The organism is Dermacoccus barathri (assembly GCF_015070805.1).
GTDB lineage: Bacteria > Actinomycetota > Actinomycetes > Actinomycetales > Dermatophilaceae > Dermacoccus > Dermacoccus abyssi.
On the sequence record NZ_JADCTK010000004.1, the window covers coordinates 292562 to 308785 of the forward strand.

Genomic DNA, 16224 nt, shown 5'->3' on the forward strand with positions numbered 1-16224 from the left:
CCTGTGGATGAAAGCTCGGACGCTGCCCGCCCGGCTCACGACGGAATCAGACCGTCACGCGGCGTCGGTGTCCCCGTCCGGGTCGGCCTCCGACGAATCCTCCGGCATCCGCGCCACGGCCACGCCGATCGCCCCGCTGCCGATGTGCGCCGTGACGGCGGCGGCCAGCGGTGCCTGCACGATGGGTTCTGCCCAGGTCACCGGCTCTGCTCCGTCAGTGTCCTTCTCCGCCGATTCCGTGAGGAGCCCCGTGAGTCGCTCGGCAAGGTCCTGTCGCGTCACGGAGTGCACGGCGCAGACGACCGGGCCCGGTCCGAGGGCCCGCGCCTCCGCAAGCGCCCACCGCCCCAGGCGTTCGATGGCCTTGCCCGTCGTTCGCACGCGTGCCAAGGGCTCGATCACCCCGTCCTCGAGGCGCAGCAGCGGCTTGATCGACAGCGCGGAGCCGAACAGAGCACCGGCGCGACCGACGCGGCCACCGCGACGCAGCGGTTCGAGCGAGTCGACGTAGAGCGCCGTGCGCGACGTCGTCGCCACGGAACGGATGACCTCCTCGACCGCGGCGAAGCCCTCCCCGCGCACGGCCGAACGGGCCCCCGCGAGCGCCGCGAAACCCATCGCCATGCCCATCGTCGTGGAGTCCACGACGGACACGGGCACCGGCGACTCGGCCGCCGCGAGGCGCGCCGAACTCACCGTGGACGACAGCTGGGCCGCCGCGTGAACGGAGACGATCTCGGTGCAGCCCTGACCCGCGAGGTACTCGTACGCCTCGACCATGCGCGCAGGCGCCGGCCGGGCCGTCGACAGTTCCCGCTCGTTCTGTTCGGCTTGGGCCACCGTCTCCCCGGTGACGCCCTCACCCTCGACGAGCGCGCGCCCGTCGATCGTCACGGTCAGCGGCACGACGGCGAGCGTTCCGCCGAGCGCCGCCACGAGCTCATCCGGCAGGCACGCCGTCGAGTCCGTGACGACGCCCACGCGAGGGGCGTCCCGCCGTCGCGCAGCCATCAGTTCGCGACGATGTTGACGAGCTTGGGAGCTCGGACGATGACCTTGCGAACCGTCTTGCCCTCGAGGAACGACTGCACTCGCTCGCTCGCCATGGCTGCGGCCTCGAGGTCGGCTTCGCTGATGTCGGCGGCGACGTCGAGGCGATCGCGCACCTTTCCGGCCACCTGGACGACGGCCACAACGGTGTCCTGCACGAGGAACGCCGGGTCGGCGACCGGGAACGGCTCGAACGCCAGCGTCGTGTCGTGACCCAGGCGCTTCCACAGCTCCTCACCGATGTGCGGGGCCAGCGGCGCCGTCATGAGCACGAGCGCCTCGGCCGCCTCGCGCGGCACGGCGTCGAGCTTCGTCAGCGTGTTGTTGAGCTCGATGAGTCGAGCGACCGCCGTGTTGAAACGCAGGTTCTCGAAGTCGGCGCTCACCGCGTCGATCGTCTGGTGGAGTGCGCGCTTCGTGGCGTCATCCATCGGCGCATCGGTGACGGTGACCTCGCCGCTGCCCTCGTCGACGACGTTGCGCCACAGACGCTGCAGGAAGCGCTGCGAGCCGACGGCGGCACGGGTCTCCCACGGACGCGACGCGTCGAGGGGGCCCATCGACATCTCGTAGACGCGGAAGGTGTCGGCGCCGAACGCGTCGCACATCTCGTCCGGCGTGACGACGTTCTTGAGCGACTTGCCCATCTTCCCGTACTCACGGGTGACGCGCTCGCCCTGCCACTCGAACACCGTCTCGCCGTCGACCTCGCGCTCGGTGACCTCGGCAGCCGGCACCGGCTGGCCGCGCCCGTCACGGTACGCGAAGGCCTGCACCATGCCCTGGTTGTAGAGCTTGCGGAATGGCTCATCGCTCGAGATGAGGCCGAGGTCGAACAACACCTTGTGCCAAAAACGCGCGTACAACAGGTGCAGGACGGCGTGCTCGGCGCCGCCGACGTAGAGGTCGACGCCGCCCGGGTCGTTCGCGACGCCCTTGCCGAAGCCGCGGCCCTTGCCGAGCCAGTACTCCTCACAGCCCGTGTCGACGAAGCGCTCGTCGTTTGCGGGGTCTGCGTAACGCAGTTCGTACCAGCACGAACCGGCCCAGTTGGGCATCGTGTTCGTCTCGCGCGTGTACGTCTTCGGACCGTCACCGAGGTCGAGCTCGACGCTCACCCACTCGCTCGCACGCGACAAGGGCGACTCCGGCATGGACTGGGCGTCCTCCGGGTCGTAGGTCTTCGGCGAGTAGTCCGCGACGTCGGGCAGTTCGACCGGCAGCATCGACTCCGGCAGGGCGTGCGCCTCGCCGTTCTCGTCGTAGACCACCGGGAAGGGCTCGCCCCAGTAGCGCTGGCGGCTGAACAGCCAGTCGCGCAGGCGGTAGGTCGTCGTGCCGCTTCCGCGCTCGTTCGCCTCGAGCCACTCGATGATCTTGACCTTGGCGTCCTCGATGCCGAGCCCGTCGAGGCTGAGGCCCGAGGTGGCCGAGTTGATGGCGACGCCCGCGCCGGTGAACGGCTTGTTCTCCGGGTGGCCCTCGGACGGCTGCACGGTGCGGATGACGTCGAGGTCGTACGCGGCCGCGAAGTCCCAGTCGCGCTCGTCCTGCGCGGGCACGGCCATGATGGCGCCGGTGCCGTAGCCCATGAGGACGTAGTCGGCGACGAAGACGGGCATGCGTCGACCCGTCACCGGGTTCGTGACGAAGGCACCGGTGAAGACACCGGTCTTGCCCTTCTCGCCGGTCTGACGCTCGAGGTCGCTCTTGCGGGAGGCCTCACGACGATAGGTGTCGACGGCCTCGCGCGGGCTGGTCGCGCCCCCGCTCCATGCGTCCTTCGTGCCCTCGGGCCACGTGTCGGGCACGAGCGTGTCGACGAGCGGATGCTCCGGGGCGACCACCATGAACGTCGCGCCGAAGATCGTGTCGGGGCGCGTCGTGAAGACCTCGAGCTGAGCGCCCTCGTGGTTCTCGACGTCGAAGCGGATGCTCGCGCCGTTGCTGCGACCGATCCAGTTGCGCTGCTGCAGCTTGATCGACTCCGGCCAGTCGAGGCGCTCGAGGTCGTCGACGAGGCGGTCGGCGTAGGCGGTGATACGCATCATCCACTGCGGCAGATTGCGCTTGAAGACCGGGAAGTTGCCGCGCTCGGTGCGGCCGTCGGCCGTCACCTCCTCGTTCGCCACGACAGTGCCGAGGCCGGGCGACCAGTTGACCGGAGCGTCCGACTTGTACGCGAGGCGACGGGCGTTGACGGCAGCGGCGCGCTCGGTGGCGTCCAGTTCGGCCCATGCGCGGCCGTCCGGCGTGGCGACGCGACCACTTTCGAGGGCTTCGACGAGCGTGTCGATCGGACGGGCCTTACCCGCGTCCTCGTCGTACCAGGCGTTGAAGATCTGCAGGAAGATCCACTGCGTCCACTTGTAGTAGGACGGCTCGATCGTGGCGAAGGTGCGACGCATGTCGTGCGACAGCCCGAGCTGACGCAGCTGGCGACGCATGTTGACCATGTTGTCCTCGGTCGTCTTGCGCGGGTGCTGGCCGGTCTGGACGGCGTACTGCTCTGCCGGCAGGCCGAACGCGTCGTAACCGAGGGTGTAGAGGACGTTCTTGCCCTGGGTGCGCTGGTAGCGCGCGTAGACGTCGGTGGCGATGTAGCCGAGCGGGTGCCCGACGTGCAGTCCCGCACCGGAGGGGTAGGGGAACATGTCCTGGATCATGACCTTCTCGCGCTCGGCCACGCCCTGCGGGTCGGCCCACGGCCCCGTGGGGTTGGGGGCCTCGAAGGTTCCCTGCTCCTCCCACACGTCCTGCCACTGCTTCTCGATCTGCCCCGCCAGTTCGGCGGTGTAGCGGTGGCCGTGCTCGGTGTCGCTCAAGGAAGTACCTCACTCGCGTCGTACGGCGTCAGCGCGACGCCGGATTGTTCGCCCGTCATTATGTCAGCAGCCGCCGTCGCCGCCCGGGCACCGGGCTCTGGCGACCTTCGATGTTGCCTCGGAAACGCGGCACCTGTGCCGCGGTCCCCGCTCAACATCGAAGGGTCGTCACCGCGGACGGTGACGACCCTTCGTCGTGCTGAGTCCTCGTGAGGACTCACGGAAGAACTCAGAGGTTGTTGAGCTGCTTCGCCATGGCCGACTTCTTGTTGGCGGCCTGGTTCTTGTGGATGACTCCCTTGGAGACAGCCTTGTCCAGCTTCTTCGAAGCGGCAGCAAGGGCCGTGGTAGCGGCGTCCTTGTTACCGGCCTCGACCTCGGCGCGGAACTTGCGGATCCAGGTACGCAGCTCAGCCTTGTAGGACTTGTTGCGCTCCGTACGAACAGCGTTCGTCTTGATCCGCTTCATCTGCGACTTGATGTTTGCCACGAAAACTCACTTCTTCGGTCGAATGATTCTGTCGTGAGGGCGACAGTCGGCCTCTCGGATATGGCGTGGGGACACCTGGCGATGAGAGACCGCTGGTTACTGCTTGCGTGTGCGCACGACCTGAGCCCACACGCACTCGTCCAAACTTACCAGCCGGACCCCGCGGGCACGCAATCGGCCGAAGCGCTCGGTGTCCGACCAGCTTCAGCCTCGCTCGGGCGGCGCGTGACGCTGCTTGCAGATCTCGAGCACGGCGTGCTCGACGGCGTACTGCGGATCGCGCCCGCCGCCCTTGACGGCGAAGTCGGCCGCAGCCACGGTCTGAATCGCGCGGCCCAACCTGACACCGTCCCAGCCGCGCGACGCGCCGCGGGCACGATCGATCTGCCACGGGGGCATACCGAGCTGCTTGGCGAGTTCAGCGCTGCGTCCTCCCCCGGCGGTGGCCACCTTGGCAACCTGCCGCAGCTGTGAGGCGAGGACCGCCACGACCGGAACCGGGTCGAGCCCGGAGGCGAACGCGTGACGCAGGAGTCGAAGCGCTTCGGGAGCATTGCCGGCGATGGCGGCGTCGGCAACCCGGAAGCCCGTGGCCTCGACCTTGCCCGAGTGATAGGTGGCGACGACGTTCTCGTCGACCACGCCCGTCGTGTCGTCGACGAGTTGCTTGCACGCCGCAGCCAGCTCCGACGTGTCCTTGCCCGCTGCCTCGAGCAACGCCCGCACGGCCTCGGGGGTGATCTTGCGGCGCGCGATACGGAATTCGTTCGTGATGAAGGCCGACTTGTCGCGGTCCGACTTCATGGCCGGCGCCTCGATGACGTGCGCCTTCGCCTTCTTCATCGCTTCGAGGACACGCTTGGCGCGGTTGCCGCCCTGGTGGAGGACGACGAGGTGCGCGTCGTCGAGCGGATGCTTGAGCACGTCGGAGAGTTCGTCGACGAGCGGATCGGTGGCCTCGTCGAGGTCGCGCACGACGACGACGCGGTGCCCGCCGAACAGGCTCGGCGACAGGTCCATCGTCAGCCGGCCCGGCTCGTACTCGAGCGCGTCGAGGCGGATGACCTCCGCGTCGGGGTGGCTCGAACCGAGGGCCTCGAGCACGTGGGAGAGCGCTCGTTGCGCGAGCACGCGCTCGGGGCCGGTGATGAGCACCAGCTGAGGCAGCGCCGACGATTCGTTCATGGCGTCAGCCTCTCACCGGCCACCGACAACCGGGGCGCCGACCGGTGCACCAGCGACGTGGGAAGCACACCTCGCGAGACGAACACCCCGATCGTCATGCTGCTCACAGCGCACGTCACTCCCCCGCCGGGCGGATGCCGAGTTGCGCGCAACGGGCGAGCACCGACTCCGCCGAGAGTTCGAGGTGGTCGGCCAGCTCTTCGGCTGACAGGCCCATGCTGACGCCCTCGCGCAGTTCCTCGTCGGACTCCGCCGTCCACGCCTCGCCGCCGGTGACGGCGGTTCGGGCCGTGTCGTCGACCGGAGGCGGCGTCGGCTTGGTCGGTGCCTTGATGGCGCTGGCCGTCCCCATGCCGCTGACGCCGGCTGCCGCTGCGGCGGCGAGCGCCCGCTCCTTCGCGTCCGCCGAGGAACCTGCCGACAACCCCGACGACGCTGCCGAGGACGCCGACGAAGCGCCCGACGAGCGGACGGAACTCGACCAGGGGCTGGGAACCGACGGCTGCTTCGTCGAGCGCGTACCGGCCGCCGGCGGAGGGGTGACGTCCGGGGCGTTCTCGTCGAGACGAGCGAGCGCCTTGAGGATGAGCGCACGATCGGTGGTCGGCCAGAACGGCGGCAACGAGCGCTGGAGGAAACCGGCGTAGCGGGCCGTCATCATGCGCGAGTCGAGGAACGCGACGACGCCACGGTCGTCGGTGTGCCGGATGAGGCGCCCGGCGCCCTGCGCGAGGCGCAGCGCGGCGTGGGTGGCCGAGACGGCCATGAACCCGTTGCCGCCCATCTTCGCGATGGCCTGCGAGCGAGCCGAGGCGAGGGGGTCGTCCGGTCGCGGGAACGGGATGCGGTCGATAATGACGAGTTGGAGGCTGCTTCCGGGCACATCGACGCCCTGCCACAGCGTCAGCGTGCCGAAAAGGCACGTGCGGGCGTCGGCGGCGAAGGTGCGCACGAGGGTGCCCATCTGGTCCTCGCCCTGGCACAGCACGGGGATCTCGTCGCCGAAGCGCTCCCGCATCGCCTCGGCGGCGGCCTGGGCGGCGCGCATCGAGGAGAAGAGGCCGAGCGTGCGTCCACCGGCCGCGCGCACGAGCGTCTCGATCTCGTCGAGGGCCTGCGGTGAGAGTCCGTCACGCCCGGGCGGAGGAAGGTGCTGGGCGACGTAGGCGATGCCCTGCTTGGGGTAGTCGAACGGCGAGCCGACGTCGAGGCCCTTCCACTGCGGGCCGCCCGCTCCGCGCAGGCCGAGGGTTCCGGCCACGGCGTCGAACGAGCCACCGAGTTCGAGGGTGGCCGACGTCATGACGACCGATCGCTCACCGAAGATCTTGTCCCGCATGAGCATGGCCACGCTCATCGGCGCGACACGCAGCGCGGAGACGCCGGTGCGCTGGTTGTGGGAGACCCACAGGACGTCGAGCTCCCGCTCCTCGAGGATGCGTTCGCACGTCTCGAAGATCTCGTCGATCGCGGCTCGAGCCATCTGGCGAACGCCGTCGTTGTCCTGCGGGTTCTTCGGCTTCAGTTCCGAGGCGATGGAACGTGAGGCGTCCAGAATCGTGCGCAGGGCCGCCTCGAGAACGTCGGAGACTCCGAGCAGCCGCCCTTCCTGGTGTTGCTCGAGTGCCTCGCCCAGCACCTCGGCCCCGCGCTTGAGGTCGTCGGTCTCGGCGAGGCGGCCACAGCGCTTGGCGGCCGCGTTGATCGTTCCGGTCGTCAGTTCGTCGGTGATGGTCGCGGTGACGCGGTCGACGAGCTCGTGGGCCTCGTCGACGACGAGCAAGTCGTGCTCGGGCAGCATCTGGCGCCCCTCGAAGGCGTCGATCGCCATGAAGGAGTGGTTCGTCACGACGACGTCGACCTCCTTCGCGTCGGCGCGCGCCATTTCGACGAAGCAGTCCTCGACGACGGGGCACTTGCTGCCGAGGCACTCGTGGCTCGAGACGGAGACCTGGCGCCACGCCCTCTCGGACACGCCGGGCACGAGTTCGTCGCGGTCGCCGGATTCGGTCTCGTCGGCCCACTCCCGCAGGCGCACGACCTCGCGGCCGGTGCGTCCGGCGTGTTCGTCGACCTGGCCGACGCCCATGAGCGTGCCCTCGTCGTCGTCCGGGTAGCCACCGGTGAGCTTGTGCTGGCACAGGTAGTTACGCCGCCCCTTGACGAGCGCGTACGTGGGCCGGCGCCCGAGCAGCGGTTCGAGCGCGTCGGCGAGGCGCGGCATGTCGCGATCGACGATCTGCGCCTGGAGGGCGAGCGTCGCCGTGGCCACGATGGCCGGCTTGTTCACCTCGAACGCGTGACGGATCGCGGGCACGAGGTAAGCCAGCGACTTTCCCGTGCCCGTACCCGCCTGCACGAGCAGGTGCTCGTCGCGCTCGATGGCCTCCTGGACGGCGTTCGCCATCGTCGACTGCCCCGGCCGCGGGACGCCGCCGACGCCGGAGACGGCCGCGGACATGAGTTCGTCGAGCGAGGGCAGTTCGGGCATGCGCCCACCCTATGGCAGCACCGGGACGCCCTCCGAGTCGCGACGCGGGCACGGCTGTGGAAACGACTGTGCGGGCGTCGTCCCTGTGGACGACGCCCGCACAGGCCACCGCATGCGGCTCACTCGCCGGGCAGAACCCCCGGCAGGTGCGGCGCGTGATCGGAGCAAATGTAGTGCGCCACGAGCGCCGTCCACCCCGTCTGGTGCGCGGCGCCGAGGCCGACGCCGGTGTCGCCGTGGAAGTACTCGCTGAACGTGACGTGCTCGTCCCACAGCGGCCCGTTCGGGTACTCACGCTGGTCGCCCGGGCGGCCGTTGGGTCCGAGACGGAAGAGATTGACGAGCCGGTCCTCGAGGTCGGAGACGATCTCGGACAGCTTGACCATCCGCCCCGATCCGGTTGGGTACTCGTACTCGACGTCGCCCTCCGCCGACGCGGCGTACAGACGCAGCGAGTCGACGACGAGGAAGTTGACCGGGAACCACACCGGCCCACGCCAGTTGGAGTTGCCGCCGAACAGGTCGATGTCGGACTCTCCGGGGGTGTAGCGGATCGACATCGAGCGTCCGCCGATCTCCGCCGTGTACTCCTCGCGGTAGGCCGCGGACAGCGAACGGATACCGAACTCGGAGAGGAACTCGTTCTCGTCGAAGAGTCGTTCGAGCAGCAGGCCGCGGCGTCGCTTGGAGATGAGCGTCAACGTCAGCTTCTCGCCGCCGGAGTCGGCCTCGGCCTGCGTGATGGCCTTCATCATGGCCGGCTCGCGCTCCATCATCCACTCGACCTCGCGCACGAAGTCGGGCAGTTCGTGCTGCACCCAACTCGGGGCGATGAGCACGGCCATGAGCGGCAGCAGGCCGACCATCGAGCGAACGCGCAGCTGGATGATCTCGCCGTCCTCGCGCTGGAGGGCGTCGTAGAAGAAGCCGTCCTCCTCGTTCCACAGGCTCGACACCTTCTCCGGCGTCGTGCGGTCCATCGCGTGGGCAAGGTTGATGAAGTACTGCAGGAACGTCGTGGCCGTGTTGTCGTAGGCCCGCTCGTGGCGCGCGAGTTCGAGGGCCATGCGCAGCATCGACAGCGAGAAGAACGCCATCCAGCTCGTCGCGTCGGACTGCTCCAGCTTGTAGCCCGGGGGCACGGCGGTCGAGCGGTCGAACAGCGCGATGTTGTCCATGCCGAGGAAGCCGCCCTCGAAGAGGTAGGAGCCCTCGGCGTCCTTGCGGTTGACCCACCACGAGAAATTGAGAAGCAGCTTGTTGAAGACCTGGATGAGGAAGGCCTGGTCCTGTCCGCCGTCGATGGCGTAGACCTGCCAGCAGGCCCACGCGTGGACGGGCGGGTTGACGTCCTCGAAGGCCCATTCGTACGCGGGCAGCTGACCGTTGGGGTGCTGGGCCCACTCCCGGCACATGAGCACGAGCTGGTGCTTGGCGAACTCGGGGTCGATGTGCGCGAGCGGCACGGTGTGGAACGCCAGATCCCACGCGGCGAACCAGGGGTACTCCCACTCGTCCGGCATCGAGATGACGTCGGCCAGGGCGAGGTGGCGCCAGCCGACGTTGCGTCCGTGTCGGCCCTCGACGCCGGTGACGCGCTCACGCGGCGGCGCCTTGACGGCCGGGTCGCCCTCGAGCCATTCCTCGACGTAGTAGCGGTAGAGCTGCTTGCCCCACAAGAGGCCCGCGAAAGCGCGACGGGCAATGTGACGGTCGTCGTCGCTCACCGTGGCCGGGATGACCGCGGCGTAGAACTCGTCGGCCTCCTCGGCGCGCACCCGACGGACGATGTCGAAGCCCTCACCGAAGGCCGGGTCGCCGGGCACCGGCTCCTGGTGGGCGGTTCCCTTGGGCTGGTGGGCGCTCGAGCGCCCGACGCCGCGCAGACGCAGCCGCACGGTGACGCTCTCACCCGGCGCGATGGCCTCGAAGTGGTACCAGAAGCCGACCTTCGTGCCGTGGTCGAGGCGGATGCCGTCGCTCTCCCCCGACACGATGCGCTGGTTGATGCCGTCCTTCGTCAGCTCACGAGGGTTGGTCTCCGCGCCGAACACGGCGATCTCGTTCGTCTCGTTGTCACAGAAGATGATGCGCGGCTCGCCGTCGGCGTGCAGTTCGTAGTCGCCGAGCCAGCCGTGTTCGGCGCGCACGCAGTTCTCCGTGACGAGGGAGATCGAGGGTTCACGCTCGTCTCGTCCCCACGACCACGTGTTGCGGAACCACGCCTGCGGCACGAAGTCGAGCGGCGCGGCGACGGGGCCGTGGTTCGTCGCGGTGTACTCGAGGCAGATGTCGGTCGGGTTCGCCTTGGCGTGCGTGACCTCGATGTCGAAGAAGCGGTTCTCGTCGAAGACTCCCGTGTCGATGAGCTCGTACTCGTCGTCGGTTCGCCCGCGCGAGGCGGCCTCGGCGCGCAGGTGGTTGTACGGGAACGCGGCCTGTGGGTAGCGATAGAGCCACGTGCCGTAGGAGTGGGTGGGGGTGGCGTCGGTGGGCCACCAGACCTCCTTGACGTCCTCGCCGTGGTTGCCTTCACCGTTCGTCAGGCCGAACAGACGTTCCTTGAGGCGGTCGTCCTCACCGTTCCACAACGCCAGCGAGACGTTGAAGAACCCGAAGCGGTCGCACAGACCCGCCAGTCCGTCCTCGCCCCAGCGGTAGGCGCGCTGGTGGGCGTGGTCGAACGGCAGGTAAGCCCACGCGTTGCCGTCGGCAGAGTAGTCCTCACGGACCGTGCCCCACTGGCGAGCGGCCATGTACGGCCCCCACAGGCGCCACGGGTCGCTGTCCTTCGGTGCCTGGGCCAGACGGCGGTGTTCGGCGGTGGCCGTGGTGCGGGAAGACGAACTCACGAGCGCATCCTATTGAGGCCCGCTGGGGTGCGACGAATCCGTGGCGCGACGCTCAGGCGACGCTGGACGTCAGGTACGGCTCCAACTCGCCGGCCAGTTCCTTCGTCACCTTGGCGTGCACGTGGGTGCCCTCGGGCCGGTGCTCGACGCCGAGCACGTCACCGTCGGCGTGCACGCGGCTGAGGAGGTCACCTCGCTCGTACGGCAGCAGGAGTTCGACCCGCACGTCGGGGTGGGGCAGTTCGTCGGCGATGAGTTGCAGCAGTTCGGGCAGCCCCTCGCCGGTACGAGCCGACACGGCGATGCAGTGCTTCTCGTGGCGCATCAGGCGGTCGATGACGTCGGGGGCGGCGATGTCGGCCTTGTTGATGACGATGACTTCCTTGACATCGCTCGCGTCGACGTCGGCGAGCACCTCGCGCACCGCGGAGATCTGCGACTCCGGGTCGGGGTGGGAGCCGTCGACGACGTGCAGGAGCAGGTCGGCGTCGGCCACTTCCTCCAGCGTCGAGCGGAAGGCCTCGACGAGTTGGTGCGGCAGGTCGCGCACGAAGCCGACGGTGTCGGCCAGCGTGTAACCGCGCCCGTCCGGCGTCTCGGCGCGGCGGACCGTCGGGTCGAGCGTGGCGAACAGCTGGTTCTGCACGAGCACACCGGCGTTGGTGAGGCGGTTGAGGATCGAACTCTTGCCGGCGTTCGTGTAACCGGCGATGGCGACGCTCGGCACGTTGTTGTTGCGGCGCCCGCTGCGCTTGGTGTCGCGGGTCGTCTTCATCTCCGCGATCTCGCGGCGCAGCTTGGCCATGCGCGTGTTGATGCGACGGCGGTCGAGTTCGATCTTCGTCTCACCCGGACCGCGCGACCCCATGCCCTGGCCACCCGCGGCCTGACCACCGGCCTGACGCGACATCGACTCACCCCAACCGCGAAGACGCGGCAGGAGGTACTGCATCTGAGCCAGCTCGACCTGGGCCTTGCCCTCCTTGCTCTTCGCGTGCTGGGCGAAGATGTCGAGGATGAGCGCGGTGCGGTCGATGACCTTCACCTTGACGACGTCCTCGAGGGCGCGGCGCTGGCTCGGGGCGAGTTCGCCGTTGGCGATGACGGTGTCGGCGCCTTCGGCGACGACGATCTCCTTGAGTTCCTCGGCCTTGCCCTTACCGAGCCAGGTGCCCGGGTCGGGGCGCAGGCGACGCTGGACGACGCCCGCGAGCACCTGGGAGCCAGCCGTCTCCGCGAGAGCGGCGAGCTCACGCAGGGAGTTCTCGGCGTCCTCGCTCGAACCCTCGGACCAGACGCCCGCCAGGACGACGCGCTCGAGGCGCAACTGGCGGTACTCGACCTCGGAGACGTCCTCGAGCTCCGTCGACAGGCCGTGCACACGGCGCAGAGCGGCGCGCTCTTCGCGCTCGATCTGGTCACCGTCGTAGGAGTCGACGACAAATCCGCGGTCGTCGTAGACGACCGTTGCGTCGTCGCCGTCCGCAAGCGCCTGGGCTCGGCGGGAAAGGAAGTCGGCGGGGTTGCGCTCGTTCAGGGCTGATCCTCACGTTGTACGTCGTTGCGGTCGAGGTGACGCGCAGAGTTCGATCGTTGCAGGGTTCAACGAGCGAGGCCAGCGATTTACTCCCGCGGTTGCGACGCGCCCGGGCGGAGTTCTCCGCTCCCGCGCCGGTTCTCGAGCCAATGCGGCGGTCGTAGGCTGTGCCGTGATGAGCGATCACTACTTCTCTGCGGAGCCGGCGTCACCCGACGAACGGCGCACCCTCACCTTGCGCCTGGCCGGGCGCAGCGTCGCCATGCAGACCGCACCCGGTGTCTTCTGCCCCGACCGTCTCGACTCGGGCACTGCTGTTCTTCTCAACCACGCACCGGCGCCGCCCGAGGCAGGCACTTTCCTGGACATGGGGTGCGGCTGGGGGCCGATCGCGACGACGCTCGCGTTGGAGAGCCCGGATGCGCACGTGTGGGCGGTGGACGTCAACGAACGCGCCCTCGACCTGTGCGCGACGAACGTTGCGGCTCAGGGGTGTTCAAACGTGACGACCGCTCGCCCGTCGCAGGTTCCGGCCGACGTTCGGTTCGATCTCATCTGGTCCAACCCGCCGATCAGGGTGGGCAAGAAGGTGCTGCACTCCATGCTGCTCACGTGGCTACCCCGCCTCGTCGTCGGCGGGCGCGCCTACCTCGTCGTCCAGCGCAACCTCGGCTCGGACTCACTGGCGAAGTGGCTCGTGGAGCAGTTGGGCGACGCCTACGAGGTCACGCGCCTGACATCGGTCAAAGGCTTCCGCATTCTCGAAGTCGTGCGCACGTCCGACGGCGGACCTACGCCCTTGGAGGCTGTGGAGGACACCGGAGCGCCGGCGTCGAACACCGACATCTAGGCCGCTGAGCGGCGCGCGGATGCGCCCTCGCTGACCAGGTTTCCCGTTGGGACGCAGACTGTTTCGCCGACCAGACTTCGAGCGTTGCTCGACCCTTCGACTCAGCGTTGCGGCAGGTCGACCTCACCGTCGGCGACAAGCTGAGCCGGACCCGAGAGCGCAACCTCGTCGCCCTTGATGTGCACGCCGAGCGTGCCGCCGAGGACGTCGACCTTCCAGTCGAGCTGGCCCTCGGGCTTGCCGCCCCACCACCACGTCGCGATGGCCGCGGCCGCAGCGCCGGTGCCGCACGAGCGCGTCTCGCCGCTGCCGCGCTCGTGCACGCGCATGCTGATGTGGGCGTGCTCGATCGCATGGACGAACTCGACGTTGCTGCCGTGCTCCGGGTGAGGGTCGACGTGCGGTGCCTCGTGCAGCTCGAGGGAGCCCAGGTGCACCGACGGAGGTAGCGCGACGACGGTGTGCGGGTTGCCGAGGTCGAGGCTGAGCGCGGGCAAGGGGTCGGGCGAACCGTGGACCTGGACGACGGAGTCCATACCGCGGCGCTCGGCCTCCTCTTCCCGGGCGAGGCGCCACTGGCCGAGCTCGACGGCCCAGCCGTGCGGGACGGCCACCATCTCCTTGACGCCGGCGCGCGTCGCGATGGCGAACTGCTCGCTCGCGACGAGTCCGCGCGAGCGCAGGTATTCGGCGAAGACGCGCGTTCCGTTGCCGCACATCTCGGCGAGCGACCCGTCGGCGTTGCGGTAGTCCATGAACCACTCAACCTCTCCGGCGAGCGCCGCGACCTCGGGCACCGCAGCCGTGCGCACGACGCGGATCATGCCATCGCCGCCAATGCCGGCGCGGCGGTCACACAGGAAGGCGACGTCGTCGACGCTGAGGTCGAGGGTGCCGTCATGATCGGGCACGAGGACGAAGTCGTTCTGCGTGCCGTGGCCCTTGGTGAATGGAATGCGCGTCACGCGCTCATCGTGTCACACCCCCGTCGGACCAGTACCCGCCGGATGCGACGTCGCTCGGACTTGACTAGCACAAGAAATGCTTCACTTCAGCCTTTAAAGAAATATGCCCAATCAGGCTCAGGAACCATTTCGATCTCCATCACCCCACTTGCAATGAAATGAACGGCTGCGGCGGTTGCAGAGTGCAGGTACCTCATCACCATCGAAAATGGGGCACAGCGGCGGCTCATCACAAACAGTGGCGATGAGGAGACAACAACCTCGCATTCCGAAGGGAACTCGCCGGAACTCGCGTCGGTGTCGAATGTCAGACGCAACCACGGCGCATTCTTTGCTTCTTCCGAAGCGGAAGATGCCCGACTGCGCAGCGTCTCCAACTCGACCGCCCCAGGGCCTGGATTCATCGGGATGAGTTCATAGTGTTTATCTCGAACAGCGATGTCGTTAAGCAGGGAAAGACCCCGCGTGACATCATTGTCGCTCTTCAGCGGCTGCAGTTGCTCAACGCGGTCAAGCAGGGTTGCGGGCATAGAACTTAGCCACTTGCGCGCATTCCGCCATTCCTTTCCACTCCCAGCGATGGGAAACTGAACCTTCCGAATGTCCACGGGCACAGCCCCTTCCAACATGCACACCTGTTGCATGAGATGATCCAAGGCTGCACGAAGGTCATGGACGGCGTGACCGAACCGCACGGCCCAATCCGTGGGGAACTTGGGCAGATCGGGTTCAGCAACGGTGAGGACGACCTCCGTCCCGGTCGAAGCTACCCAGGCGGGCGCCCACGTGGACGAATGGCTCACGAATTTCGATATATCAGACTCCAGGCTCCGAAATATGGCGGCAGCACTTGCTAATCGAACTGGGACATCCGAGGAAATTTCGAAAGAGACATTTTCACTCACCGCATCGTTTCCCACTCTTCGAGGCGCGAGAACGATCAACCACCCGCGCTTGAGAATGGCTCACGGCGACTCCGTGCCGCGCCGGGCTGTAGCCGTCGACCTCCGCCATGGCGCGGGCGAGGAGATCGGGTGCGTCGTAGGGCAGCCACACCGGCCGCGGATCCGGGCGGAACCAAGCGCGCTGACGACGGGCGAACTGGCGCGTCGCGATCGCCGCCGCCTCCTTCGCGGCCCGCTCGTCGAGAAGGCCGTCGAGGTGCTCGAGCGCCTGGGAGTAGCCGATGGCCCGGCTCGCCGTCCGCCCGTTGCGCAGGCCTCGGGCGTCGAGTTCACGCACCTCGTCGAGCAACCCGCACTCCCACATGAGATCGACACGTCGCTCGATGCGGGTCACGAGTTCCGTCGGGTCGGCCTGGAGGCCGAGCACGATCGTCGGTTCGAGGAAGGTTTTCGTCGGCGCCGTGGCGCTGAAGGGGCGTCCGGTCAACGCGATCACCTCGAGCGCGCGCACGACCCTGCGCCCGTTGCTCGCAAGGATGTCGGCAGCCGCCGCGGGATCCTGCTCGGCCAACTCCCGGTGAAGGGCGCCTGAGCCCTCGTCCTCGAGGCGCTGCTCGAAGTGGGCTCGTACCTGCGGATCGGTCGGCGGGATCTCCAGGACGTCGAGCGCGGCCCGCAGGTAGAGGCCGGAGCCGCCCACGACGATCGGAACGTTGCCGCGAGCCAGCACCCCTTGAATGTCGGCCCGAGCCTCGCGCTGGAAGCGCGCGATCGTCGCCTCGTCGAGGATGTCGAGGGTGTCGATCTGGTGGTGCCGGATGCCGCGCCGCTCCCCCACAGGCAGCTTGGCCGTACCGATGTCCATACCGCGGTAGAACTGCGACGCATCCGCGTTGACGATCTCGCCGCCGAGTCGCTCGGCAAGGTCGAGCGAGAGATCGCTCTTGCCGGTTGCCGTCGGGCCGACGACGGCGATGACGCGCGGTCGCACGAGCGCTCGATCGGTACCGGGGGTGTTCACGCGCCTATTCTCCCAAAGCTCGGAGCACGCTTGCACCAGCCGCGCACGGCGGT

General features: G+C 68.4%; 11 protein-coding genes. 1 reads left to right on the top strand and 10 read right to left on the bottom strand.

Annotated elements, in window-relative coordinates; translation table 11 throughout:
* Positions 1–54: 54 nt before the first annotated feature.
* The 7 genes from IM689_RS09405 to hflX all read right to left on the bottom strand — a co-directional run bounded on the left by IM689_RS09405 (position 55) and on the right by hflX (position 12430).
* Positions 55–981, bottom strand: coding sequence for a DegV family protein (locus IM689_RS09405; protein WP_193643777.1), 927 nt, complete (start codon positions 979–981; stop codon positions 55–57).
* Positions 982–1010: 29 nt separating this feature from the next.
* Complete coding sequence (gene leuS, locus IM689_RS09410) at positions 1011–3875, bottom strand: leucine--tRNA ligase (RefSeq protein ID WP_193643778.1); 2865 nt, start codon at positions 3873–3875, stop codon at positions 1011–1013.
* A 229-nt stretch (positions 3876–4104) separates the two neighbouring features.
* The gene (gene rpsT, locus IM689_RS09415) at positions 4105–4365 is read right to left on the bottom strand and encodes a 30S ribosomal protein S20 (RefSeq protein ID WP_047311410.1); all 261 of its coding nucleotides are present in this window, start codon (positions 4363–4365) and stop codon (positions 4105–4107) included.
* Positions 4366–4569: 204 nt separating this feature from the next.
* Positions 4570–5550 carry a DNA polymerase III subunit delta gene (holA, locus tag IM689_RS09420; protein ID WP_193643779.1) on the bottom strand — a complete coding sequence of 327 codons (981 nt, stop codon included), beginning with the start codon at positions 5548–5550 and terminating at the stop codon, positions 4570–4572.
* A gap of 115 nt (positions 5551–5665) precedes the next feature.
* A complete protein-coding gene (locus IM689_RS09425; protein ID WP_193643780.1) occupies positions 5666–8041 on the bottom strand; it encodes an ATP-dependent DNA helicase in 2376 nt (791 codons plus the stop codon).
* 119 nt (positions 8042–8160) lie between these two features.
* Positions 8161–10893, bottom strand: a complete 2733-nt coding sequence (locus IM689_RS09430; RefSeq protein ID WP_193643781.1) for an MGH1-like glycoside hydrolase domain-containing protein — start codon at positions 10891–10893, stop codon at positions 8161–8163.
* A gap of 52 nt (positions 10894–10945) precedes the next feature.
* A complete protein-coding gene (hflX, locus tag IM689_RS09435) occupies positions 10946–12430 on the bottom strand; it encodes a GTPase HflX (protein WP_047311406.1) in 1485 nt (494 codons plus the stop codon).
* Between the two features lie 175 nt (positions 12431–12605).
* On the opposite strand from hflX, the gene IM689_RS09440 reads away from it, so the two are divergent.
* Complete coding sequence (locus tag IM689_RS09440; RefSeq protein ID WP_193643782.1) at positions 12606–13280, top strand: class I SAM-dependent methyltransferase; 675 nt, start codon at positions 12606–12608, stop codon at positions 13278–13280.
* Between the two features lie 101 nt (positions 13281–13381).
* Here IM689_RS09440 and dapF read toward each other — a convergent pair whose 3' ends face one another.
* The 3 genes from dapF to miaA form a co-directional block, all read right to left on the bottom strand.
* Positions 13382–14245 (bottom strand): diaminopimelate epimerase, encoded by an 864-nt coding sequence (gene dapF, locus IM689_RS09445; protein WP_193643783.1) that lies wholly within the window; start codon positions 14243–14245, stop codon positions 13382–13384.
* An 86-nt stretch (positions 14246–14331) separates the two neighbouring features.
* Positions 14332–14853, bottom strand: a complete 522-nt coding sequence (locus IM689_RS09450; protein ID WP_193643784.1) for a hypothetical protein — start codon at positions 14851–14853, stop codon at positions 14332–14334.
* A 289-nt stretch (positions 14854–15142) separates the two neighbouring features.
* Positions 15143–16171 carry a tRNA (adenosine(37)-N6)-dimethylallyltransferase MiaA gene (gene miaA / locus IM689_RS09455; protein WP_319803851.1) on the bottom strand — a complete coding sequence of 343 codons (1029 nt, stop codon included), beginning with the start codon at positions 16169–16171 and terminating at the stop codon, positions 15143–15145.
* Between the last annotated feature and the right edge of the window lie 53 nt (positions 16172–16224).

Excerpts from the sequence above, each read along its gene's own strand:
- IM689_RS09425 (WP_193643780.1), bottom strand. The coding sequence starts at position 8,041 with ATGCCCGAACTGCCCTCGCTCGACGAACTCATGTCCGCGGCCGTCTCC.
- holA (WP_193643779.1), bottom strand. The coding sequence starts at position 5,550 with ATGAACGAATCGTCGGCGCTGCCTCAGCTGGTGCTCATCACCGGCCCC.
- IM689_RS09440 (WP_193643782.1), top strand. The coding sequence starts at position 12,606 with ATGAGCGATCACTACTTCTCTGCGGAGCCGGCGTCACCCGACGAACGG.